Annotated in this window: 22 protein-coding genes; 15 read left to right on the top strand and 7 right to left on the bottom strand. The window is 70.8% G+C overall.

Annotated elements, in window-relative coordinates; translation table 11 throughout:
* Nucleotides 1-56: 56 nt before the first annotated feature.
* Complete coding sequence (locus ACWEOW_RS05705) at nt 57-881, bottom strand: TrmB family transcriptional regulator (RefSeq protein ID WP_452268199.1); 825 nt, start codon at nt 879-881, stop codon at nt 57-59.
* Nucleotides 882-1,293: 412 nt separating this feature from the next.
* Here ACWEOW_RS05705 and ACWEOW_RS05700 point away from each other — a divergent pair, with 412 nt between their 5' ends.
* From ACWEOW_RS05700 to ACWEOW_RS05680, 5 genes are read left to right on the top strand one after another with little or no spacing between them, the layout of a single operon-like run.
* Nucleotides 1,294-1,683 (top strand): hypothetical protein, encoded by a 390-nt coding sequence (locus ACWEOW_RS05700; RefSeq protein ID WP_452268198.1) that lies wholly within the window; start codon nt 1,294-1,296, stop codon nt 1,681-1,683.
* A complete protein-coding gene (locus ACWEOW_RS05695; RefSeq protein ID WP_452268197.1) occupies nt 1,680-2,642 on the top strand; it encodes a DMT family transporter in 963 nt (320 codons plus the stop codon). The genes ACWEOW_RS05700 and ACWEOW_RS05695 overlap by 4 nt, the downstream gene beginning before the upstream one ends.
* Nucleotides 2,639-3,055 carry a DUF2000 domain-containing protein gene (locus ACWEOW_RS05690; protein ID WP_452268196.1) on the top strand — a complete coding sequence of 139 codons (417 nt, stop codon included), beginning with the start codon at nt 2,639-2,641 and terminating at the stop codon, nt 3,053-3,055. The genes ACWEOW_RS05695 and ACWEOW_RS05690 overlap by 4 nt, the downstream gene beginning before the upstream one ends.
* Nucleotides 3,052-3,825, top strand: coding sequence for a formylglycine-generating enzyme family protein (locus tag ACWEOW_RS05685; protein ID WP_452268195.1), 774 nt, complete (start codon nt 3,052-3,054; stop codon nt 3,823-3,825). Before ACWEOW_RS05690 ends, ACWEOW_RS05685 begins: the two co-directional genes overlap by 4 nt.
* Nucleotides 3,822-4,457, top strand: a complete 636-nt coding sequence (locus tag ACWEOW_RS05680; RefSeq protein ID WP_452268194.1) for a molybdopterin-dependent oxidoreductase — start codon at nt 3,822-3,824, stop codon at nt 4,455-4,457. The genes ACWEOW_RS05685 and ACWEOW_RS05680 overlap by 4 nt, the downstream gene beginning before the upstream one ends.
* A 77-nt stretch (nt 4,458-4,534) precedes the next feature.
* On the opposite strand, the gene ACWEOW_RS05675 is transcribed toward ACWEOW_RS05680, so the two are convergent.
* Nucleotides 4,535-5,224 carry a TetR family transcriptional regulator gene (locus tag ACWEOW_RS05675; RefSeq protein WP_452268193.1) on the bottom strand — a complete coding sequence of 230 codons (690 nt, stop codon included), beginning with the start codon at nt 5,222-5,224 and terminating at the stop codon, nt 4,535-4,537.
* A gap of 85 nt (nt 5,225-5,309) precedes the next feature.
* Between ACWEOW_RS05675 and ACWEOW_RS05670 the strand changes: the two genes are divergently transcribed.
* Entirely contained in the window at nt 5,310-6,395 is a 1,086-nt protein-coding gene (locus tag ACWEOW_RS05670) for an epoxide hydrolase family protein (protein ID WP_452268192.1), read from the top strand.
* A 47-nt stretch (nt 6,396-6,442) separates the two neighbouring features.
* Here the strand turns inward: ACWEOW_RS05670 and ACWEOW_RS05665 are convergent, their stop codons facing one another.
* The 4 genes from ACWEOW_RS05665 to ACWEOW_RS05650 all read right to left on the bottom strand — a co-directional run bounded on the left by ACWEOW_RS05665 (nt 6,443) and on the right by ACWEOW_RS05650 (nt 10,306).
* On the bottom strand, nt 6,443-7,153 hold the full coding sequence (locus tag ACWEOW_RS05665) for a hypothetical protein (protein WP_452268191.1): 711 nt from the start codon (nt 7,151-7,153) through the stop codon (nt 6,443-6,445).
* Nucleotides 7,154-7,213: 60 nt separating this feature from the next.
* Nucleotides 7,214-7,981 (bottom strand): precorrin-6A synthase (deacetylating), encoded by a 768-nt coding sequence (gene cobF, locus ACWEOW_RS05660; RefSeq protein WP_452268190.1) that lies wholly within the window; start codon nt 7,979-7,981, stop codon nt 7,214-7,216.
* 14 nt (nt 7,982-7,995) lie between these two features.
* Nucleotides 7,996-9,486 (bottom strand): cobyric acid synthase, encoded by a 1,491-nt coding sequence (locus ACWEOW_RS05655; protein ID WP_452268189.1) that lies wholly within the window; start codon nt 9,484-9,486, stop codon nt 7,996-7,998.
* Between the two features lie 112 nt (nt 9,487-9,598).
* Nucleotides 9,599-10,306 carry a PadR family transcriptional regulator gene (locus tag ACWEOW_RS05650; protein ID WP_452268188.1) on the bottom strand — a complete coding sequence of 236 codons (708 nt, stop codon included), beginning with the start codon at nt 10,304-10,306 and terminating at the stop codon, nt 9,599-9,601.
* Nucleotides 10,307-10,684: 378 nt separating this feature from the next.
* Between ACWEOW_RS05650 and ACWEOW_RS05645 the strand changes: the two genes are divergently transcribed.
* From ACWEOW_RS05645 to ACWEOW_RS05630, 4 genes are all read left to right on the top strand, one after another.
* The gene (locus ACWEOW_RS05645) at nt 10,685-11,119 is read left to right on the top strand and encodes an ATP-binding protein (protein WP_452268187.1); all 435 of its coding nucleotides are present in this window, start codon (nt 10,685-10,687) and stop codon (nt 11,117-11,119) included.
* A 20-nt stretch (nt 11,120-11,139) separates the two neighbouring features.
* Nucleotides 11,140-12,639: an LLM class flavin-dependent oxidoreductase gene (locus ACWEOW_RS05640; protein WP_452268186.1), complete on the top strand. Its 1,500-nt coding sequence runs from the start codon at nt 11,140-11,142 to the stop codon at nt 12,637-12,639.
* An 80-nt stretch (nt 12,640-12,719) separates the two neighbouring features.
* Nucleotides 12,720-13,607, top strand: a complete 888-nt coding sequence (locus tag ACWEOW_RS05635; protein ID WP_452268185.1) for a DUF5926 family protein — start codon at nt 12,720-12,722, stop codon at nt 13,605-13,607.
* Nucleotides 13,608-13,620: 13 nt separating this feature from the next.
* Nucleotides 13,621-14,355 (top strand): glycosyltransferase, encoded by a 735-nt coding sequence (locus tag ACWEOW_RS05630; RefSeq protein ID WP_452268184.1) that lies wholly within the window; start codon nt 13,621-13,623, stop codon nt 14,353-14,355.
* A gap of 290 nt (nt 14,356-14,645) precedes the next feature.
* On the opposite strand, the gene ACWEOW_RS05625 is transcribed toward ACWEOW_RS05630, so the two are convergent.
* Nucleotides 14,646-16,856, bottom strand: coding sequence for a hypothetical protein (locus ACWEOW_RS05625; RefSeq protein WP_452268183.1), 2,211 nt, complete (start codon nt 16,854-16,856; stop codon nt 14,646-14,648).
* 80 nt (nt 16,857-16,936) lie between these two features.
* Here ACWEOW_RS05625 and ACWEOW_RS05620 point away from each other — a divergent pair, with 80 nt between their 5' ends.
* From ACWEOW_RS05620 to ACWEOW_RS05600, 5 genes are all read left to right on the top strand, one after another.
* Nucleotides 16,937-17,458 carry a DUF4446 family protein gene (locus tag ACWEOW_RS05620; RefSeq protein WP_452268182.1) on the top strand — a complete coding sequence of 174 codons (522 nt, stop codon included), beginning with the start codon at nt 16,937-16,939 and terminating at the stop codon, nt 17,456-17,458.
* The gene (gene pheA, locus ACWEOW_RS05615; RefSeq protein WP_452268181.1) at nt 17,455-18,405 is read left to right on the top strand and encodes a prephenate dehydratase; all 951 of its coding nucleotides are present in this window, start codon (nt 17,455-17,457) and stop codon (nt 18,403-18,405) included. The genes ACWEOW_RS05620 and pheA overlap by 4 nt, the downstream gene beginning before the upstream one ends.
* Nucleotides 18,406-18,815: 410 nt before the next feature.
* Nucleotides 18,816-20,372, top strand: coding sequence for a S8 family serine peptidase (locus ACWEOW_RS05610; RefSeq protein WP_452268180.1), 1,557 nt, complete (start codon nt 18,816-18,818; stop codon nt 20,370-20,372).
* Nucleotides 20,369-20,950, top strand: coding sequence for an RNA polymerase sigma factor (locus ACWEOW_RS05605; protein WP_452268179.1), 582 nt, complete (start codon nt 20,369-20,371; stop codon nt 20,948-20,950). The genes ACWEOW_RS05610 and ACWEOW_RS05605 overlap by 4 nt, the downstream gene beginning before the upstream one ends.
* A gap of 1 nt (nt 20,951) precedes the next feature.
* Nucleotides 20,952-21,443 (top strand): hypothetical protein, encoded by a 492-nt coding sequence (locus tag ACWEOW_RS05600; protein WP_452268178.1) that lies wholly within the window; start codon nt 20,952-20,954, stop codon nt 21,441-21,443.
* Nucleotides 21,444-21,576: the final 133 nt, after the last annotated feature.

Here is a 21,576-nt window from a genome sequence, read left to right as displayed (position 1 = left end):
GCGTCGAGACCGCTGTCGGTCGGAGACCCAAGCATGCCGAGAGGCCTGGCATCGGCTCAACGCCATCGGGACTGTTGCGCCGTCCACGAGTACCTTTCGCGAAGGCGGGCCAGGCCCGGACCGAAGTCGGCCTCCAGCTCCTCCCCCCGCGCTCGGAGCATCTCCAGCTTGTACAGGTCGTGGGCGATGAGCTCGGTGATGGGTACGACCAGGCCTTGATGGCTCGTCCAGGCGGCCCGGCTCTGCGCGCCGCTGGAGATGATGCCGGCGATGATCTCCCGGTTGTCGGCGCTGACCACCAGCCAGCGTCCGCCGAGGCCGGTGGTGACTTCGTCAGTTGACGGATGAGGGTGTACCTCGGCGAACGGGTAGCGAACCTCGCCGTACGTGACTGCGATGACTTCGACCCCGCGCTCCGATGCGGCGAGCAGGTCGTCTTGAAGCTCTCCCGAGTCGGGTGCCCAGATCTCGACCATGATGCGGGTCGTCGCCGCGCGGATGAGCTGCTTGGTGCGTTCAAGGATCTCTACCCGGCCCTGCAGGTCCCAGATTGCGGAGTTGCCGCCGACCTGCTGGGCGTAGCTGCTCATGGCGGACTCGGCGGCATCGAGCTGTTGTGACGCTCGGGCCCTCAGACGTTGGACAAGCTCCTGGGGCGGGATGGCGCCGTACAGGTTCTTGTCGCCCCGAGCGACGTGGACGGCACCTTTACTGAGCAGCGAGTCGAGGACCTCGTAGATCTTCGAGCGTGGCACCCCGGATCTCTTGGACACGGCATACCCCGAGACGGGGGCTTCTTCCAGCAGGGCCAGGTAGGCGCGAGCCTCCCATTCGGTGAGCCCGACCGCCTGGAGGTGCCGCACGACGTCTGCTTCCATCATGTTTCCCTTCATTTGCTGACGTCTGTTTGTGCTCAGGAGCGTCCGCGCGCCGGTGAGTGGGTTGACGTGGCGGGTGCCGTGTTGGCACAGTAGAACGTAACCACCTAAGTAGTGACTATCATCCGCTACCTATCGGGTAGCGTCAAGAGGGCGGGGTCCGTGTCCGATGCCTACCGTTGATGCTCGCGGGGACGGCCCGGCGGCTGTTGCGCATTTTCGCTCGGGAGCTCACGTTCCACGGCCGCCTGTCGGTGCCACCGCAACGCTCGGCCCGACGGGAACCAGTAGCGAGGCAGCCGCGCGCTTCTTTGCCGAGTCGACAGGAGACCCGGGGGCGAACCCGATTCGGCTCTTCCCCAGCTATGAACTGGCCAGCGCGGCCGTGCTCTCCGGGGAGGCTGAGCGTCTGCTGGTGGCCAACGCCTACTCGGAAGTGAATACCTTCTACATGGATTCCCGCCTTGACCTGGAGCAGGCATTCGTGTTCGAGACCCCGGTGTACGGGCTCGCGGCACGTTCGGATGCTCCGCTCCCGCTGTCATGCCGTATCGCGACCCACCCGGCGCCGCGCGCACTTATCGGGCAGTTGTTGCCTCCGGGATACCAGGTGTCCGAGGTCATCCTTGCGACCTCGACCAGCGCCGCGGCGGCGCGGGCCGCGGCCGGGGAGTTCGACCTCGCGCTCACCACGGCGCCAGCAGCGCGTCGACACGAGTTGTGCTTCATCTCACGCACTCGACCGATACGGATGCTCTGGTCGGTCTTCGGTCGTGCCGCGGCGACGGGCGCGGACCCGAGATGAGTCCCGCGATCGACACCGCGGCGCCGTTCCCGACCGCGCGCACGATACGGGCCGGCGCCGCGGGACCCGTGGCCAGTGTCGTGGCTGCCGCGGCGGTCCTTTCCAGTTCGTACACGCTCACCAAGGTGGCGCTCCGGGAAGTCCCGCCTTTGACCGTGGGACTCGTTCGCTTCACCGTCGCGGCCGCAGTTCTGGCCGTCTGGGTACGTCTGACTCGCGGACACGAGGCGCCCACGCGGGCTGACCGTCTCCGCCTGGCCCTGGGTGGATTGCTCGGGATCACCTGCTACTTCAGCATCGAGAATGTCGGCGTCGACCTGGCCACACCGACCGATGCTGCGCTGCTCGTCGCGTGCTATCCCGCACTGACGGTGTGCGTGGAATCCCTGGTCCACCGACGGCTTCCTCGTCGCGGCACCGTCTTCGGCATCGGCCTGGCACTGGTCGGTGTCACCATCATCGTCGGATACAGCCCCGGCACTCACTCCGCCAGACTCGTCGGCGATGTCATGCTGATCCTCAGTGGGCTCGTGTGGGCGTTGTACAGCTTCTGCACCCGCGATGTCGCCAGCCGCTACACCACATCCACTGTCATCTATCACCAGACCACTGCCGGAGCGCTCGGGTTCGTGCCGCTGGCGGCGCTCGAGATTCCTCGGTGGCGGGTCCCAGCCGGCCCCGGCGCGACACTCACATCGCTCGCAGCCCTGGCTCTGGGCTGCTCGCTGGTCGGGCTCGTTCTCTACGCGCGGGGCCTACGACGGCTACAGCCCAGTACCGCTGTGAACCTGCTCAACCTGGTCCCAGTCTTCGGGCTTGGCATTGCATTGCTCGTCCTTCACGAGCGTCCAAGCGCCGCACAGGTTCTCGGTGGGCTCATCGTCATCGCAGGTGTGACGCAGAGCACGCGAAACGACCACTCGTTGGATGATCCGCAAGGAGCCAGAACACCATCATGAAGCCACCCATGAAACTAGCCGTCGTCGTCGACTCGTCGCTGCCCAGTGGACTGGCCGCCAACACGGCGGCCGTCCTGACGTTGACTGTGGGACATCGTGTCCCGGAGCTTGTCGGCCCGGATCTCAAGGACGCGGATGGGTGCACTCATCTCGGAATCACGACCACGCCCATCCCGATCCTCACGGCATCCACCGAACACCTGAAGGCAATCTGCGGGCTAGCCAGGGAGGACTTGCATGACCTTTTGGTCGTCGGCTTCTCTGACTGCGCACAACGCACGCGCACATACGACGACTACGCCGAGGCGCTCGAGTCGTCCAGCAGTGAGGAGCTCACGTACCTCGGGGCGGCGCTGTACGGACCACGCAAGAAGGTGGTCAGTCTCACAGGCACCCTCCGGCTTCTGCGATGACGACGGCGTCGGCTCACGACGTGCACATGTGCCTTGTCCCGGCCGGGACTCTCCGTCAAGGCTCGATGCACTCGCCTGACGAACAGCCGATTCGCGAGGTGTACCTGGATGCATTCCAGATCGATCGCGACCCGGTCAGCAACCGTCAGTTCGCCGAGTTCATCGCTGATGGCGGCTACACGACCGCACCGCTATGGACGCCAGCGGGCTGGGAGTTCGTCCAGGCCAACCGGATCACCGCTCCTACGTACTGGGAGGATCCGCTATGGGCCACCGATCCGGATGTGCCCGTGACCGGGGTCAGCTGGTGGGAGGCACTCGCGTTTGCGCGATGGGGTGACAAGACGCTGCCCAGTGAAGCGCAATGGGAGTTCGCGTGCAGAGGACCTGCGGGTCGAACATATCCCTGGGGCGAGCAGCTCCCAACCCTTGATCGCGCCAATTACGCCCCTGACTGCGAACCCACCGAGCGGCGCCCCACTCGTCCGGATGCCCACCCCACCAACGTCTCTCCATGCGGTTGTCGTGACATGGTCGGGAACCTCGCCGAGTGGTGCCTTGACAATTACGCAGTTGGCTATGTCGGCCGTCCCGATCGGAATCCTTTGCACCTGGTTGACGAATATCAGCCACATGTGGTCCGCGGAGGGTCAGGGCTGCATGATGCGGACTATCTGCGCGGCTCGGCGCGGGACAACTACCACCCCGGTCTGCGAGACAATCTCATCGGATTCCGCTGTCTCCGGCCCCTCCAGGAGGCACACGGATGACGACAACGACTGCACGCCAACGGTCCCGAAAGCCGTCGTCGCTCCGCTACTACCAGGACGGGCCACCAGCGCACGTTGACCGCAACGCGTGGCGGCTGCGGATCGTCGGGCTAGGAATGCCAAGCACCGTGTTGAGCTACGACGAGTTCCAAGAGCTCCCACGAGTGCATGAGAATCGGCGCTATGTGTGTGTCTGCAACTGGAGCACCCGGGAGGCTTGGAGTGGGGTCCTGCTCGCGGACGCTCTTCGCGGATGCGGGTGGGACGGGAATTCAGAGGGGCTCTACCTGAGGCAGACAAGCATCGGCTCCCCCGACAAGGGGGTCTACGAGTCGACCATACCGCTGCGGCCTGCACTGGCACGGCGTGCACTGCTCATCGACAGCCTCAATGGGGCACCGCTCCCGCTCGAGCGCGGCTATCCGCTTCGGTTGATCGACTTCGGCCTCTATGCCTACAAGAGCGTCAAGGGCCTCCAAAAGCTTGAGATCACTCCCGACTTCGAGCTCGGGGAATGGGAGCGCCGGGCGGGCTATGCCATCGGCGGGGAGATTCTGCCCAAGCGCTACCGGCTCTGCGACCTGGACATGCACCACTTCATCAGCAGCTCCGGCGAAGTCACCGACATCTGACGTAGGACCGAGGGACTCGCTCGGGGCGGATCGATGGCCGGGCGTTCCCTGTCCCGGCTCCCTCGCCGCTCGACCGCTCAGTCCCGCATGGCCCAGCGCTCGCCGAGCTCGGCGTCGGTCGGCGGGGGCCCGGGGAGGTCCCGCGGGGCGGCCGCCTCGCCCTGCAGCCCGCGAGCGCGGATCGCGGCCAGCGTCAAGGCGAGGTAGCGACGGCGCAGCACGACGGTCCGCTCGGGGTTGGACACCCGCACGGCGGTCGCCTGCTCCAGCACCATGCCCACGTCGTTGAACACGAACCCGGCTCGGAGGGCGCCCGCCTCGTCGGCGCGCCGGAAGACCTCCGCCCCGAGGGCGGTGGCGCGGGCCGCCTTGGCGCCGAGCTCCGGCGTCGGGCGGAACGTCCCGGCAAGGCGCACGGTGAGGGCGTGGACGTCCTCGTCGACGACCTCGGTGACGAAGCCGGCGAAGGCCTGCCACGGATCTCCGTCGGCGGCGAGCGCCCGCTCGGCTGCAGCGGCATACCGGTCCAGCCCCTCCGCGCACAGGCTGGCGACGAGGGCCTCCTTGTTGGCGTAGCGCCGATAGAGCGCGCTGATGCCGACGCCCGCCTCGGCAGCCACGGCGGCGATCGGCGCGGAGGGGTCGCGCAGGAAGACCGTGCGGGCAGCGTCGAGGATCGCCGTGTCGTTGCGGGCCGCCTGCGCCTTGCGGCCGGAGAGGCCAGAGGGGGCCAAGGGGCCTGAGGGGCCGGTTGATGCCGTCGCCATGGATCCCATCCTAGGGGTTGTGCGGAATGAAGCGTTCCGCTACTGTGGAACGGAACAGTTCATTCCGTTCGAACAGGAGAGCATCATGAGCACCGAGATCCGCCCCTTCCGCGTCGAGGTCCCGCAGGCCGACCTCGACGACGTCGGCGACCGGCTGGCGCGCGCTCGCTGGACCGACGAGATCGCCGGCGCCGAGGATGCGTACGGCGTCCCGGTCTCGCGCGTCCGTGAGCTCGCCGAGCACTGGCGAACCGCCTTCGACTGGCGGGCGCTCGAGGCCCGCCTCAACGCGTACCCGCAGTTCACCACGACGATCGACGGCCAGACGATCTACTTCATCCACGTCCGTTCCGAGCAGGACGACGCCACGCCGCTGATCCTCACGCACGGGTGGCCCGGCTCCGTGGTCGAGTATCTCGACGTCATCGAGCCCCTCACGGCAGCGGGTTTCCACGTGGTCATCCCGTCCATGCCGGGCTACGGTTTCTCCGGCCCCACGACCGAGACCGGCTGGGACAACATCCGGATCGCCAGGGCCTGGGTCGAGCTCATGCGCCGGCTCGGCTACGAGCGCTACGGCGCGGTCGGCAACGACGCCGGCTCGATGATCTCCCCCGAGGTGGGTCGGCTGGACCCGGAGCACTGCATCGGCATCCACGTGACCCAGCTCTTCTCGTTCCCGACCGGCGACCCCGCCGAGCTGGTCGACCTCACGCCGGACGAGCAGGCTGCCATGGCCAAGCTCCAGTGGTTCTGGGAGACCATGGGCGCCTTCAACCTGCTCCACAGCCAGTCTCCGCAGACGATCGCGCACGCCCTGGCCGACTCGCCGGTCGCACTGCTCGCCTGGAACAGCCAGCTGATGCTCGACCAGGACGACGACTTCGTCGTCGCGAACGTCGCGACGTACTGGTTCACGGGCACCGCTGGGTCGGCGATCAGGCTCTACCGGGAGAACCAGCTGGCCCAGCACCGGCCGGAGGGCCCCACGACGCTGCCGGTCGGGCTCTCGTCCTACTCCAACGACTTCCAGTCGATCCGCCGGTTCGCCGAGCGGGACCATGCAGACATCCGGATGTGGAACGTCCGGGAGGGCGGCGGCCACTACGCCGCCCACGACGACACCAAGGTCCTCGTCGGCGACGTCATCGACTTCTACAGCAGCCTCTGACCCGACGGGAGCCAGGCCGGCAGGAGCGCTGTGTGCAGGCCTCGGGGTCAGGACCCCGAGACCTGCACACGGTCCCGTGAGGCGAGCTGGGCGCGGTCGGCCGCGTCGGTGATCCGCACGACCACGGCATACCAGAGGACGTAGGCCGCAACCGCGACCCCGAGGCGCCACCAGGCCACATCGACGTCGGCGACGGCTCGAAGGAGGGGCGTCCCTGTCTCGCCCAGCCCCCGCGGGCTCCACAGCCGCGTGTCGGCCATCAACACCCAGACCGCCGCCCAGGCCCACAGCGCGAATGGCTGGTCCCGCCAGGAAGTTCGGGGCCGCAGCGCGCGGTCGAGGCGGTTGATGCGCACGACGGGCAGGATCCACGCGACGATCGGCAGGACCCACATGACCCAGAAGCCCAGGTCGGGGACGACGCGAGTCAGAGCGCCGCGGCGCACGAGCGCGTACTGCAGCCGCACGAGCCAGATGCAGGCGAACACACCCGCCACGACGAAGGTCGCCACGCCTGCGTTCGCCCACCACCGCTCGAGGTCGTTGGCGGGCAAGGCGAGGACGGACCCGCCGTCAGCCGCAGCTGCCCGCTCGGCGTCGAGGGCCGCGGCGTTGCCGGCGCGCACCCCTATCGGGACGAGTGACAGGCCGCCGAAGAACAACGCCAAGCGTGCCGGGCCGCGCGGGTCGGGCACGGGGTGGTCGACGAGCCGGCCGACGGCGGCGTTCGGTTCGGTCGGCGACGGCGCTCCCTGCACGCCGCGATGCTAGGCCATCCTGGATGCCCGTGGCGGCCAGGGAGGGGTCGACCCGGTCGCTCAGCGAGTCTGGTCCGGGTGCCGGAGCAGGTAGGTGTCCATGACCCAGCCGTGGCGCTCACGTGACTCCCGGCGCACCCGCCGGACCTCGTCGATGACGTCGGCGAGCCGGCCCGAGACGAGCACCTCATGGGCCGACCCGAGGTAGGCGCCCCAGAAGAGCTCGAGGTCCGGGTGCGTGCCCACCAGCCCGGCGCACGCGAGCCCTGCGTCGAGCATGACGACGACGTCGCCGAGCGCGGGGTCGTACTCCTCGACCAGGCGCCGGCCCGTCGTGATGTGGATGGAGGCGCCGATCCGGTTGAGCGGGATTCTGTGCCGCGCCGCGAGCAGCTGGGGGGCGCTGACGCCTGCGATGACGTCGTGCTCCACGGCATACCGCTCGCGCAGCGCATCGACGACGCGGATCGTCGAGTCGTAGAAGGCCGGGTCGCCCCAGACGAGGAAGCCCACGGTCTCCTCGCCGTCGGCGAGCCCGTCGATGACCTCCGCGTATGCCGTGACGCGCGCTGAGTGCCAGTCGCGCACGCCCTGCCCGTATGCCGTCTCGTCACGCTCGGCGTCCGGCCCCCGGCGCGGGTCGGGCACCTCGACGACGCGGTAGGGGTGGTCTGGTGGGATGAAGGCGTCGCAGATGGCCTGGCGTGCGGCGACGAGGTCGGATGCCCGGCCGCCCTTGTCCGCGACGAGGAAGACGTCGACGGTGCGCAGGGCCCGGATGGCCTCGCCGGTGAGGTGGTCGGGGTCGCCCATCCCGATCCCGATCACTCGAACTCGCTTGATCACGAAGCGCGCCCGGCGCGGGTCAGGGACACCAGGGCGTCGATGTCGACGTGCTCATCGAGGGCGTCCGCCAGGGTGTCGAGCATGTGCTCCCGTCGCGCTGCGAAGCCCGGCGCGGTGGGGTCGGCCCGCCACTGCGAACCAGCGGCGGCCGCCACCTCGGCCAGCCAGGCGCGGCGGAATCCGTCGCTCTCGAAGGCGCCGTGCCACATCGTGCCCCACACCTGACCGCACTGCCAGCCGTCGAGGAAGGGCTCGGCGTGGTGGCCGTCCAGACGGCGGGCGATGCCGTGGTGGATCTCGTAGGCACCGTCGACCTGGTGGTCGCGCCACGCCCCGCTCGGCCGGGCCAGGACCTTCGACTCGCCGAACTCGACGGTCGTCGGCAGCAGCCCGAGACCCGGAACCTCGCCGACGCGCCCCTCGACGTCGTCTGCGATCCGTTGGGCGAGCATCTGGTAGCCGCCGCAGATGCCGAGCACAGGGCGGCCCGCCTCAGCGCGCCGGCTCACGACCGCGGCCAGGCCGCGCTCGCGCAGCCATTCGAGATCGCTTGCGGTGGAACGGGATCCGGGCAGCACGACCACGTCGGCGGCCTCGACGACGGCCGGGTCGACGGTCACGAGCAGGTCGACGCCCGGCTCGACGGCCAGCGCGTCGACGTCGGTGGCGTTGGAGATCCGGGGCAGCCGCACGACGGCCACCTTGAGCCGGTCGCGGGCGGTCGCGGACAGCGCTGTCGAGGCCCGCCAGTGACCGACCTCGAGCGTGTCCTCGCTGTCGAGCCAGACGTCGAGGAGCCACGGGACCACCCCGAGGAAGGGCACGCCCGTCCGCCGGGTGATCTCGTCGAGACCCGGCTCCAGCACGCTGACGTCGCCTCGGAACTTGTTGATGACGAACGCCTTGAGCAGCGACCGGTCGGCCTCGTCGAGCAGCGCCCAGGTGCCGTAGAGGGACGCCAGGATGCCGCCTCGGTCGATGTCGCCGATGACGACGACCGGCAGCCCGAACGCGCGGGCCAGGCCGAGGTTGACGTAGTCCCCGGCCCGCAGGTTGATCTCGGCCGGAGACCCGGCGCCCTCGCACACCACGAGGTCATAGCCGGCCTCGAGCTCGCGGTAGGCCGCGAAGGCGGCCTCGGCCAGGTGAGCCCGCCCGACGGCATACTCTCCGGCCTCGAGGGTGCCCGCGGGGTGCCCGCGGACGACGACGAAGGCGCGCCGGTCGGTGCCCGGCTTGAGCAGGACGGGGTTCATCGCCGTCGTCGGCACGACGCGGGCGGCCTGGGCCTGGAGGTACTGCGCCCGGCCGATCTCGCCGCCGTCGGCGCAGACCATCGAGTTGTTCGACATGTTCTGCGCCTTGAACGGCGCTACCGTCAGCCCGCGGCGCACGAGTGCCCGGCAGAGGCCGGCGACGACGACCGACTTGCCGGCGTCGGAGGACGTCCCCGCGACGAGCAGGCCGGAGGGTGCGGTCGTGGACACCGGGCCATCCTGCCGGATCGCTCGCCGACGGGACCCACCGCCCACGGCCATGGAGATGCGGTAGGAGCTGCCGGGTCCGGGGGTGATCACCCCCGGACCCCGCAGAGCCGGCTCACTCCGGGTCGCCCTCGGCGAGCAGCCGGTAGAGCTTGCGCCGGGTCTCGGTGAGGATCTCCGTGGCCTCGGCCCGCTGCTGCGACGTGCCTGTGGTGACGATCTGCCACATGGCGCTCATCACCTGGCCGACGATCGGCATCGGGTTGGACTCGGAGCTGTCGTCCGGGCGGGTCGCGTGGGCCCAGGGGCCGTCGCCGCCCTCGTCCGCCTCGTCGAAGGCCCGCCACGTGGCAGCCATCTCCTCGGCGTTCTCCTCGACGTAACGGCGCCCGGCATCGGTGAGGCGCAGCATCCGCCGGCCCTCGACGTCGCGGCCCTCGACGAGGCCTTCGTCCTCGAGCTGCTGGACGGTCGGGTAGACCGAGCCGGGGCTCGGCTTCCACGCGCCCTTGGTGCGCTCGGAGATCTGCTGGATCAGCTGGTAGCCGTTCATCTCGTCGCCCGCGAGGACGTCGAGGATGGCGGCGCGGACGTCACCGCGCCGGGCGCGGGGCCCGCGGCGGTTGAACTCGGGCCCGAAGGCCGGGCCGCCGAAGTGGCGCACGATGTCCTGCACCCACGGTGGGGGACCGGGCTTCCCACGGCCCCCGGGGCCGCCCCAGCCGCGGGCGTCGCCCCAGCCGCCGCCCCAGCCACCGCCCCAGCCACCGCCCCACTTGGGGTCCCAGCCTGACTCGTGTCTGGTGTGTCTGTGTCCGTACATGGGTTTCTCCTTGTTCCGCGCGACTCACGAACAGTCGCGATACGGTCACGATATATCGTGAGTGTTCGGCTTGCAAGAGCCTGGGAGTATCTGGGTACGTCCATGACCGTGCGCGCCAGGCCGCCGATCGGCTGCTATCGCAACATCTAGTGAATTCCCTAGATGGCAGCAGATTGGTGAATGTGCAGGTCAGGGCCGCGAGGATTTATCACATCGTTCATTGAGCTATGCCCCAGGTTTGGCTACCGTGCTCGCGGGGGCGTGGCATTTCGCCCGAAGGAGGCTGTACGCGTGGCGACCAACCAGGGGAGAGGCTTAGTGCCCACGACGGGCACCGATGCCGGACGGGCCGCGGCAGCGATCGGCAGGAGACCCTCGATGAGCAGCATGCCGACGGCACCGATGAGCGAGAAGCGGACGGTTCGCATCCAGTGGGCACCGTCCGCGGCGCCGCGGATCCGGCGCGAGCTCGTCGCGGACCTGCTCGCGCGCCAGGTGCCGGCCCAGGTCATCGATGAGGCCGAGATCGTCGTGAGCGAGCTCGTCGCCAACGCCATCCGCCATGCCAAGCCGCTGACCGACGGCGCGATCCGCGTGCATTGGAAGGTCAAGAACAACGTCGTCGAGGTCGAGGTCTCGGACGGCGGTGGGTCGACCGTTCCGCGCCCGTCGCCGCCGACCACGTGGGGTCCCGGGGGACGCGGCCTGCGGATCGTGCGCTCGCTGGCCCACGAGTGGGGCGTCATCGAGGACCCGAACGGCCGCACCGTCTGGGCCTCCCTGGGCGGTCCGTCGCGCCGCCGCTCGCACTGACCGGCCCGGCGCAGGCCTCCATGCCCGGCGAGCCACCGCCCCGCCCACGGCCCGAGCCGCTGCCCGACCCCGCGCTCGTCGTGCTCGTCGGCGCGGCCGGCTCCGGCAAGTCGACCTGGGCCGCCGGGCGGTACCGCGCCACGGAGATCGTCTCGTCCGACGCGCTGCGCAGCGTGGTGGGCAGCGGCGAGCACGACCTCGACGCCTCCGTCGACGCGTTCTCGCTGCTCGAGCAGGTCGTCGCTGCCCGTCTGGGCCGTGAGCTGACCACGGTCGTCGACACGCTCGGGACCGATGCGGCCCGCCGTGCCGGATGGCTGGCCGCCGCTCGCTCTGCGGGCCTGCCCGCGGTCGTCGTCGTGCTCGACACCCCTGCCGCGGTATGCCGCTCCCGCAACGCCGCCCGTGACCGCCCGGTCCCAGCGCGGGTGTTGACGTCACAGCTCGCCTCGGTGGCTGCGACCCGCGCCCAGCTCGACTCCGAAAGCTGGGACCTGGTGCACACGGTCCGCCCCGCCGCCGGTGACCCCGCCCCCGACCCCGCCGCCCCCGAGCCGGGCCGGCTGCCGGGGCGCGGGGGTGGGGGGCTGCGCGAGGGCGTGGTGCTCCAGGTGTCACGGTTCCCGGTCGAGGGCGACCTCATGGCCTGGCTGCGCTCGGTCGCTGTCGCAGCGGAGGAGGCCGGGTTCGCCGGCCTCGCCCTGATGGACCACCTGATCCAGATCCCGCAGGTCGGCCGGGCCTGGGACCCGATTCCGGAGCCCTGGGTCACCCTCGGTGCGCTGGCCGCCGTGACGACTCGCCTCCAGCTCGGGACCCTCGTCTCGCCCGTGACCTTCCGCGCCCCGGGGATCACGGCCAAGGCGGCCGCGACCCTGTCGGCGCTCTCCGGTGGCCGGGTCTTCGTCGGGCTTGGGGCCGGATGGTGGGAGCGTGAGCACGCGGCATACGGGCTGGAGCTCCCCACCCCCGCGCTGCGCCTCGACGCGCTCGAGCGGGGGATCGAGACCATGAAGGCGCTGTGGGCGCCGGGCACCAAGCCGTATGCCGGGCGGCGCGTCTCGCTGCCCGAGACGACCCTCTACCCGCGGCCGGTGGGCGACATCCCGGTCATCGTGGGCGGCGGAGGCGAGCGGACGCTCCGGATCGCGGCCCGGCTCGCCGACGGCTGCAACCTCCCGTCGGACGAGGCGGGCCTGGCCAAGGTCGAGCGCTACCTCGCTCTGGCCCACGAGGCCGACCGCGATGTCGGCGAGCTGCATGTCACCGTCCTCGACCTGCCTCTCGTGGGGCACGACCGCGACGACGTCTGGGCGCGGGTCGAGAGACATCGGGGACGGGTGTCCGCGGCCACATTCGCGAAACGGCACCACGCCGGCACCCCGTCCGAGCACGCCGCGAGGCTGCGTGAGCTGGCCAGGCTCGGCGTCACCACGGTGTTCGTCTCGCCTGTCGACCTCGCCGGACCCGCCGACGTCCACGCCCTGGCGCCCCTCGCCGCCGCTTTCGCGACTGGATGAGCGGGGTCGCGGCGGACCCGCAGCTCGCCCCGCGGCATACGTGGTCCCTGAGGGTCTCCCGGGCGTCTAAGGTTGCGCGCATGGGTAAGGCTTCACGTCGACCGCGCGGCCAGCGCGCAGACCGCACCACACGTCCCGTCCCGGCTCCGTTCGTGGCGCGCCCCTTCGAGGGGCTGCCCAACGAGACCGACTGGGTCGCGATGCGTGAGATCGTCCCGGCCGCGACGGCCACCGTCCGGTTCGCGTCCGGCAAGGCCCCTGACGGCGGGCCCGAAGAGGTGACGATCGCCACGGTCCTGCCGCTCGCATGGCCGGGGCTGCACCGCGACAACGGCGAGGTGCTCGTGGGCATCCAGTCCGGCAACGCCAGCGGCGACACCAGCAGGGACATCGCGCAGGCGATCGGCCTCGCGGTCGCCGCCGAGCCCGGCTCGCCCGTCGCGACGCTCCCGGTGTCCACCGAGGACACCCCGCGCCTGCAGGACCTGCTCGACGCCAACTCCCCCCTGGACATGCAGGTCCACGACGGCTTCGACTTCTGGGTCGCTGAGGCCGAGCTCGACGCCGACGGCGAGGAGTCCCTGCGACGCGCCAACGAGTCCGCCATCCCGACCGTGAAGCTCGACTCGGCTCCGTCAGCCTTCTGGTGCCGCATCGGTGACCGCACCTACGTCCGCTGGGTGCTGCCGTTCGACGAGGACATCGCGACCAACGCGCTCGCCCGGCTGCACGCGGCCGGCGAGAGCCACCTCGGTGAGGACGGCCGCCTCCTCGGCTGCTTCCGGTCCAGCGGCCTGCTCATCCCCGTCTGGGAGGTCAGCCCCGACGCGGACGCCGCGGACTTCGAGGACGCTCTCGCCCAGATGAAGCAGCGCATCGACGACGCGGCAGCCTCCACCGAGCCCCTCAACGCCGCCGAGCGCGGCGCCCGGGCCGGGCTCACCAACCGCCAGGTCACCCTGCGCTGACGGCCGGCCCTCGATGACGACGACCTCCGCGCTGCCAGTCGCCGTCATCATCCCGGCGAAGGACGAGTCGGCGCGCATCGCAGAGACCATCCGCGGCGTCCGGACGATCCCGGGCGTCGTGACGGTCGTGGTCGTCGACGACGGCTCGACGGACGGCACGGGCAACATCGCGGCTCGCGAGGGCGCAGAGGTCGTGCGTCACCCGCGCAACCACGGCAAGGCCGACGCCATGATGAGCGGCCTCGGCCGGGTCAACGGCCTGCGCCGAGTCGGCCGGCTCGACGGCCGCGCGTCGGTCCTGTTCGTCGATGCCGACCTCGAGGCCTCCGCGCAGGCCGTCGGCGCGCTCGTGGCGCCCGTGGCGCGCGGCGAGGCCGACCTCGCGGTGGCCACGCTTCCCGAGCAGGCCGAGTCCGGTGGCGGTCACGGTCTCGTCGTCGGCCTCGCGCGCCGGGGCATCGAGGAGCTCACCGGCTGGAGCCCCGCGCAGCCGCTGTCCGGGATGCGGTGCCTGTCGCCGGCCGCGATCGCCGCGGCCACACCCTTCGCGCGAGGCTGGGGAGTCGAGGTCGGCATGACGATCGACGTCCTCGACGCAGGCCTGACCATCATCGAGGTGCCGTGCGACCTGCACCACCGGGTCACCGGCACCGACTGGCGATCGCAGGTGCATCGCGCCGGGCAGTACCGCGACGTCGCCCTCGCGATCGGCGTGCGCAAGCTGCGACGCCGCCTCGGCCCCGGCTGAGCCGAGGGTTCGGCGCGCGGAGCGAGCCCTTGTAACGGGCAGTCCGGGTTACGAGACCGGGCCGCGGCGCCGTTGTGGTGGGCGGCGGCATACCTCCGGGGCCTACAAGCGCGCCCCGGCCCCCAAGTGGAGGGGTATGCCGGCCCGTGACACCCACAAGCGCGCCCCGGCCCCCAAGTGGAGGGGTATGCCGGCCCGTGACCACCCACAAGCGCGCCCCGGCCCCCAAGTGGAGGGGTAGGCGGGGGACGTCAGGGCGCCGAACACGGGCGAGCGGAGCGAGCCCAGAGTTACAAGTGGTGGCGGTCGCGGCGCCGGCGGACCGGCGCTTTTCGGGCCTCGATCGACAGGAAGTGCATCACCGCGGACACGACGAGCGGCATCGTGAACAGCGCCGCCACCGGCGGGATCGCGGCTCCCGAGTCGTTGGTGAGGAACCCGATGACAGCCATGATGATGACCGAGTAGAGACCGCGGTGCAGCAGCGGGGCCTCCTCGAGCAGGCGCCGCAGTGAGTCGGTGTGCATGATGCCGGGACGCACCACGATGATCACGGCGATGACCGTCAGCACCGTGACCACCGCGAGCAGCACCGGCAGATGCATGGCGAGGTCGACGTTCGCGAGGAGCTTGCGTGACATGACGTCCCACGCGCCGCCGTCGATCACCGTCTGAAGGAACCGGCCAGGGTGCGACCGCTCCGCCTCCGGGCGGCGCCAGTCGAGGTAGGACACGAGCCCGACGACGAGCCCGGCCGCGAGGAGCACGAGGACCACGCTGCGCAGCGTCGTCCGCCAGCCCAGGACGCCGAGCAGCAGGAAGCCGAGCGCGGGCACGAGAGCGATCGGGCCACCGAAGTCGGCGCCCCAGGCCGGCAGCACGTCGACCGCCAGGGCGACGCCCCCGACGACGATGACTGCGACGACGGCCAGGCGCGGCGCGTCGCGGCGGACGAGGGCATGCGCCAGGGAGGCGCACAGCAGCAGGACGGCGGCGGCATACAGGGCGAAGGCGACGTTCCCCATGCCGTAGAAGCGGCCTCCGACGAGCGGCTGCAGGCCGAAGATCGACGAGATCTGCAGGTGTGAGCCGGTGAGCAGGTCGATACCTATGACGCTAGCCGTGATCGCCGACATCGTCGCGAGCGGCCCCAGTGCGGACGAGCTCCACGGCCCGTGCAGGCACACGGCGGCGAGCAGGCAGCTGATGGCGAAGACGAGCGCCAGCAACATCGCCACATTGACGCTCGTCATGGTGGACCACCGCCACCACGGCACGAGGTTGGCCAGGAAGGTCGCGGCCGGCATACCGGCGGCCACCAGACCCACGAGGCGCACCATCCGGAGCACGCGCTGCCGCGTGAGCCGGGCGTTCCAGGGGCGCGAGCGGCGCAGGACGACCCACAGCACGAAGAACGCCAGTGCCGTGCCGGAGAGCCAGATGATGAGGAACGGCGCGACGACGCGATGCATCGCGTCCGCCTTGTTGTCGATGTCCGTGAGCACGGTCAGCTTGCTCGCGGCGGTCGCCTCGCTGTTGTTCGGCGACGGCACGACGGAAAGGGCGCGGCCACCGATGGCCGTGACCGGCGTGACCCCGCCGCGCTGCAGTGTCGTGGCGGTGATGTCGGACAGCTGCGCGACGCCGGTGGTGCGGGTGGACGCCGAGGCCAGCAGGCCGGGGCCGTAGTGGGGGCCGCTCGCGGTGAGCAGGCGGAGCCGCTCCTGCTGGTCCCGGTCGGCCAGGCCCGTGACGATGAGGTCGGCGCCGTTGGGCATCGCGTCCATGACGAGCTGGATGCGGCGCTCGATGCCGTTGATCTTCTCGAGCTGCCGGGTCGGGTTGGGGTCGGTCTGGTCGATCCCACCGACGTCGACGATCGTCACCGGGCACTGAGCCAGGTCGTCGACGAGAGTGGTCGCCTGGAACGGCGCGTACTTGGCCACCTTGCCGTCGGAGGTGGCCGCGGCCAGCCCGGCGCCGGGCCCGACCGCCTGGATGCACGTCTTGTCGGCGGCGAAGCTGTCGCCGAGGTTGCCGAGGCGAGCGCGGTACTCGGCGTCGCGGGAGGCGCGCAGGATGTCGCCGTAGCCGGTCACCTGCCAGCCGGACTTCGCGTCACCGGTGACTGTAGGCAGCGGGGTGCACACGGGGCGTGCGGAGGCCGACTCGGGTCCGGCCGCCTCGCCCGCAGACACCGTCGACCAGCCGTCGGTCGGGCACGTCGTCAGGTGCAGGCTCTTGACCGACACCGACGCGGCCGACCCGTCCCGCAGCAGGCCCCAGAGCACCGGGGTGTCCTTGCTCGACACGTCGTCCCACGAGAGTCCTCCCAGGCCGACGACCACCAGCGAGTCGCCCGGCTTGGGCTCGGTCGTCGGCGGCACCGGAACCTCGGTTCGCTTGACGTAGGCGAGTGACAGTGCGGCCACCAATATCACGAGGAGGACGACGAGCGTCTTGACGGGGTGGCGGCGAATCACGGGGGACAGAGTACGCATGAGAACTGTATGCATCGGCCGAGGTCACAGGCTGGAATCCAGGAACCCTTCGGCTCCCCCCGAGGCTACCCTTGCCGATCGTGGACGACACGACGCTGAGGATCGTGGCCATCTCGGCCGCGGCCGTCGCGCTGCTCGCCCTGCTCCTGGCCGTCGGGGCGCAGATCCGCCTCGCCCGGGTGCGCCGCGACTTCGCCGCCTTCTCCGGTGACGGCACCACCGACATCGCCCGGGTGGCGGCCACCCAGAACCACCGGATCGACCGCCTGACCGCCGAGGTGACCACGCTGCAGGACCAGGTCGCCGGGGCGCGCGAGGACGTCCGGCAGAGCCTGCGCAACGTCGCCGTCGTGCGCTACGACGCCTTCAGCGACATCGGCGGCCGCCTGTCCTTCTCGGCGGCGATCGTCGACGACCTCGGCGACGGGCTGGTGCTCAGCTCGATCCACGCGCGCGGAGAGTCGCGCACGTACGCCAAGGGCATCGTCGGCGGGAAGTCGAGCGTCACGCTCACTCCCGAGGAGCAGCAGGCGCTCACGTCAGCGGCAACAGACCACCCAGGCCTCCCAGGCAACCAGCACCGTTCGAAGGACGCGTCGTGACACCGCCGCCCCGCACCCCTGACGAGCTCCACCGCTTCGGCTACCTCGGACCACGAGGCACCTTCACCCAGATGGCGCTCGACGCCTGGGACGCAGCCGAGGGCCGGGAGCACATCCCGTTCGGCTCCGTGGACGCTGCGCTGGCCGCGCTCCGGGTCGGCGAGATCGACGCCGCCATGGTGCCGATCGAGAACTCCGTCGAGGGCGGCGTCTCCGCCACCCTCGACTCCCTCGCCACCGGCGACCCGCTCGTGGTCATCGGCGAGGTCCTCGTGCCGATCACGTTCGTGCTGTGCGCGCGGCCCGGCACCGAGCTCGCGCAGGTCCGCACCGTCGGCACCCACTCGCACGCGTGGGCCCAGGTCCGCAGCTGGATGGGCACGAACCTGCCTGACGCGGTCTACGTCCCCACGCTCTCGACCGCGGCGAGCGCGGCGGCGCTCGGCGCCCCCGGCGACGTGATGTTCGACGCCGGCGTGTGCGCGCCGGTCGCGGCATACAGCGAGGGCCTGGCGGTCCTGGCCGACGACATCGGAGACAACCGGTCTGCGGTCACGCGGTTCGTGCTCGTGTCGCGCCCGGGCACCCTGCCCGAGCCGACCGGCGCCGACAAGACCACGGTCGTGCTGTTCCAGAAGGAGGACCACGCGGGCGGCCTGCTCGAGCTGCTCGAGCAGTTCGCGGTCCGCGGGGTCAACATGACGCGACTCGAGTCGCGCCCCACGGGCGCGGCGATGGGGTCGTACTGCTTCTCGATCGATTTCGAGGGCCATGTGCAGGACGCCCGGGTCGGCGAGACGCTGATGGGGCTGCGCCGGGTGTGTGCGCAGGTGCGCTTCCTCGGGTCCTACCCGCGCGCCGACGGTGGCCGTCCGGACCCGCGGCCCGGCACGTCCGACCGCGACTTCGACTCGGCGAAGGACTGGCTCGACTCCCTCAGGGCCTGAACCGCACCCCGGCCACGGGCGGGCGGAAGGGGCGTCGGCTGCTGCCTGCCGACGCCCCCGCGGGCCTTGGGCGGACCCCTTGACCGCCTTCGCCCCCGCCAGGTCACCGGGCCTGCTGCCCCTCCGCAGCGCCCCTGTCAGCCCGGTGACCACGTTCCCCCTGCCCGGACAGAGACGGGATCGTCACGCCTGATACATCCCGGACGGAAAAGTTTCGAATGCCCGATGTATCAAAAAGCGCCCCCGGTGTACTGACGCGATGTAAGGGTTAGTGGTCCAGTTCAACAGCGTCGTCCAGCAGGGTCTCTGCTGCTTCGAGGAGGTCGGTCATGCCGTCGCAGGGCACCAGTCGCAACGGGGGACGTCAGAAGAGGAAGAACCCGGTCTCGCAGCTGGCAGGACCTCGGCCCGTGCGTGCCCTGAACCCCACCACGGCCTGGCGTCCGACCGGGTCGCCGACGCCTCGGCCCACCCTGTACGTCGCTGACCGGCTGCTGCTCAAGGGTTTCCCGCTCGGGGTTCGGTCGACTCGGCTCAGCGACCTCGAGGCCGCTCTGGAACGGATCGGCTACACGTCGGCCATGACGGAGTCCAGCGAGGCCCGTGCGCGGTCCGTGCTGCAGAGCCGGCCCCGCAGCGCCGATGGCCCTGACACCCCGGACATCCGCGAGGACCTCTGGGTCAGCAGCATCGAGGTGCGCTCGGCGCAGGTCGCGCCCTCGCCCGTGGACGCGTGGACGGTGCTCCAGCAGCTGCGCTCGGGCGGGGAGAGCATCGCCGCCGACGTCAGCCTGGAGCACGTGCTGCGGCCCTGCCCGTTCTGGGACGGCATCGGCTTCTGGGACGGCATCGGCTTCTGGGACGGCATCGGCTTCTGGGATGGCATCGGGTTCTGGGACGGCATCGGCTCCGGAGGTCCGGGTGAGTACGCCCGCCCCGGACGCGGCGGCCGTATGCCGGTGAGCGTCGTCATCGAGGACCCGGCGCTGCGCGCCCGGTCCCTCGACCGGCGCCCCGTGGTGGCGATCCTCGACACTCCCGTGGCGGCCCACCCGTGGTTCCCCTACGCCGGCCCCAGCGCGACCGGGACCGCGCCGACCGCCCCGCGGCTGCGGCGATACCGTGTCGAGGGCACCGACCTCGTCGAGGACGAGACCGGCAACCCGACGGCGGTGACCGCACCCAGCGCCCAGACGGGATCCCGCGCCAAGCTCGAGGGCCACGGCACCTTCATCGCCGGGCTCGTCCGCCAGGGCTGCCCGGAGGCCGACATCCTGTCGATCCCGGTGATGGACAACGACGGCCTCGCCGAAGAGAGCGACGTCCTCAACGCGCTGCTGGCGCTGTTCAGGCGCCACGCCCACGCGCAGGACAACGACATCCCCGAGGACGTCGTCGACGTCCTGTCCCTGTCACTGGGCTACTACGCCGAGGACGACTCCTTCACGACCGGCCCGGTCGCTGCGGTGCTGTCGCGCTTCGCCGAGCGTGGCGTGCTCGTGGTCGCCGGCGTCGGCAACGACGCGACGACGAACCCCTTCGTTCCCGCTGCGCTGGCGGCCAGGCTGGGCAGGACGGCCCGACCCGGTGCGGCGCCCCCGCTGTCCAGCGTCGGGGCCGACAATCCCGGCCGCCACACCGTGGCCCTCTTCTCCAACGACCTGCGGGTCGTCAGCGCGTCCCGGCCGGGCGTCGCGCTGGTCAGCACCTTCCCACCCATCGACGGCGCGGGCAACGCCTCGGTCGCGCTCCCCCGCCGCGCCGGACAGGTGCGTGCCACGATGGACCCCGACGACTACCGCAGCGGCTTCGCGGTCTGGAGCGGCACGAGCTTTGCCACGCCGGTCCTGGCCGGCGAGCTCGCGTCGGCACTCATCGCGGAGGGCGGCCTGGCCGACATCGGGGACGAGGCGATGACCGGGCGCGCCGTGAACGCCCTTCGCAACACCCTCAAGGAGACGCGATGAGTCCGACACCGACCGCGTCAGACGGACTCGGCACGCTCGCCGGGAAGGCGTTCACGGCATACCTCGCCGGGGAGCGCGAGCGGCTCTCCGAGCTCGTCGACATCGTCTCGCCGGTGCTGTGGAACGCCGCGCGCGCCCAGGGGGCCACGCCGTCGGCCTGCGAGGACGCCGTGCAGACCGCGTTCCTGCAGCTGGTGGACCGCGCAGAGACGATCCACGAGCCGGCAGCCGTGCTCGGGTGGCTGGTCGTGGTCGTCAAGCGCGAGGTCTGGCGGCTCTCGCGTGGGTCGCGCCGAGAGATCGGGGTCGAGGAGGTGCCCGAGGCGCCCGCACAAAGCCTGGACCCAGAGGCCGAGTCGATCCTCAGCGAGCGTCAGCGGGCCCTCTGGAACCACATCTCCTCACTGTCCCCGCGCTGCCAGGAACTGCTCCGCGTGATCGCTTTCGCCGACCGGCCCGACTACTCCGCCATTGCCACGGCGCTGGGTATGCCGGTGGGCAGCATCGGCCCGACTCGTGGCCGCTGCCTCCAGAAGCTGAGGGTCGCCCTCGGCTCGGACCCCGGATGGGCGGCCTGACATGACCTCGCACACCGACGCCATCGACGAGCGCGACGTCGCCAACCTCCGCGCGATCCGGGACCTGTTCGACCACGCGGACCCGGTGCCGGCGGACCTCGGTGAGCGGATGAAGTTCGCCCTGACCGTGCAGGCACTGCACGCCGAGGTCGCCGAGCTGATGGACTCCGCGCTGCTGACGACCCGCGGGTCGGACCTGCAGGCCGAGCCCACCCCCGTGGAGTCCGTCACGTTCACGGCCGCGAACGTCAGCCTCATGGTCAGTGTGGGGGCCGCGGAGAACCCTGAGCGCGCCCGCGTCGACGGCTGGGTCACCGTGCCCGGTGCGACGGTCGATGCGGTCACGGCCGAAGCGACCACATCCGCGATTTCAGATGCGAATGGCCGGTTTGTTCTGGATGATCTACCTCATGGGCCGGTGCACTTCGTGATCTTCACCGACCCGGGCAACAAGGAGATTCGACCGGTCATCACCCCCACGATCCAGATCTGAGGGGTCGGCCGGCGACGAGACGTCGGAGCCGAGCCATAGACCCGTTTGAACAAGCCCGCGCCCTCCGGGAGCACGGGGTCGTCCACAACAGCGCGGGCCGACCTGCGGAGGCCGCGCGGTCGCTTCAGGCGGC

It is taken from the genome of Monashia sp. NPDC004114, assembly GCF_053603855.1.
The sequence above is the reverse complement of the archived record's forward strand: the minus strand, read 5'-3'. Positions and strand labels throughout refer to the sequence as shown.

Bases quoted from the DNA above. Each gene is read 5' to 3' on its own strand.
- ACWEOW_RS05705 (WP_452268199.1), bottom strand. From the start codon at position 881: ATGATGGAAGCAGACGTCGTGCGGCACCTCCAGGCGGTCGGGCTCACC.
- ACWEOW_RS05695 (WP_452268197.1), top strand. From the start codon at position 1,680: ATGAGTCCCGCGATCGACACCGCGGCGCCGTTCCCGACCGCGCGCACG.
- ACWEOW_RS05690 (WP_452268196.1), top strand. From the start codon at position 2,639: ATGAAGCCACCCATGAAACTAGCCGTCGTCGTCGACTCGTCGCTGCCC.
- ACWEOW_RS05685 (WP_452268195.1), top strand. From the start codon at position 3,052: ATGACGACGGCGTCGGCTCACGACGTGCACATGTGCCTTGTCCCGGCC.
- ACWEOW_RS05680 (WP_452268194.1), top strand. From the start codon at position 3,822: ATGACGACAACGACTGCACGCCAACGGTCCCGAAAGCCGTCGTCGCTC.
- ACWEOW_RS05675 (WP_452268193.1), bottom strand. From the start codon at position 5,224: ATGGCGACGGCATCAACCGGCCCCTCAGGCCCCTTGGCCCCCTCTGGC.
- ACWEOW_RS05670 (WP_452268192.1), top strand. From the start codon at position 5,310: ATGAGCACCGAGATCCGCCCCTTCCGCGTCGAGGTCCCGCAGGCCGAC.
- ACWEOW_RS05650 (WP_452268188.1), bottom strand. From the start codon at position 10,306: ATGTACGGACACAGACACACCAGACACGAGTCAGGCTGGGACCCCAAG.
- ACWEOW_RS05645 (WP_452268187.1), top strand. From the start codon at position 10,685: ATGAGCAGCATGCCGACGGCACCGATGAGCGAGAAGCGGACGGTTCGC.
- ACWEOW_RS05640 (WP_452268186.1), top strand. From the start codon at position 11,140: ATGCCCGGCGAGCCACCGCCCCGCCCACGGCCCGAGCCGCTGCCCGAC.
- ACWEOW_RS05635 (WP_452268185.1), top strand. From the start codon at position 12,720: ATGGGTAAGGCTTCACGTCGACCGCGCGGCCAGCGCGCAGACCGCACC.
- ACWEOW_RS05630 (WP_452268184.1), top strand. From the start codon at position 13,621: ATGACGACGACCTCCGCGCTGCCAGTCGCCGTCATCATCCCGGCGAAG.
- ACWEOW_RS05625 (WP_452268183.1), bottom strand. From the start codon at position 16,856: ATGCGTACTCTGTCCCCCGTGATTCGCCGCCACCCCGTCAAGACGCTC.
- ACWEOW_RS05605 (WP_452268179.1), top strand. From the start codon at position 20,369: ATGAGTCCGACACCGACCGCGTCAGACGGACTCGGCACGCTCGCCGGG.
- ACWEOW_RS05600 (WP_452268178.1), top strand. From the start codon at position 20,952: ATGACCTCGCACACCGACGCCATCGACGAGCGCGACGTCGCCAACCTC.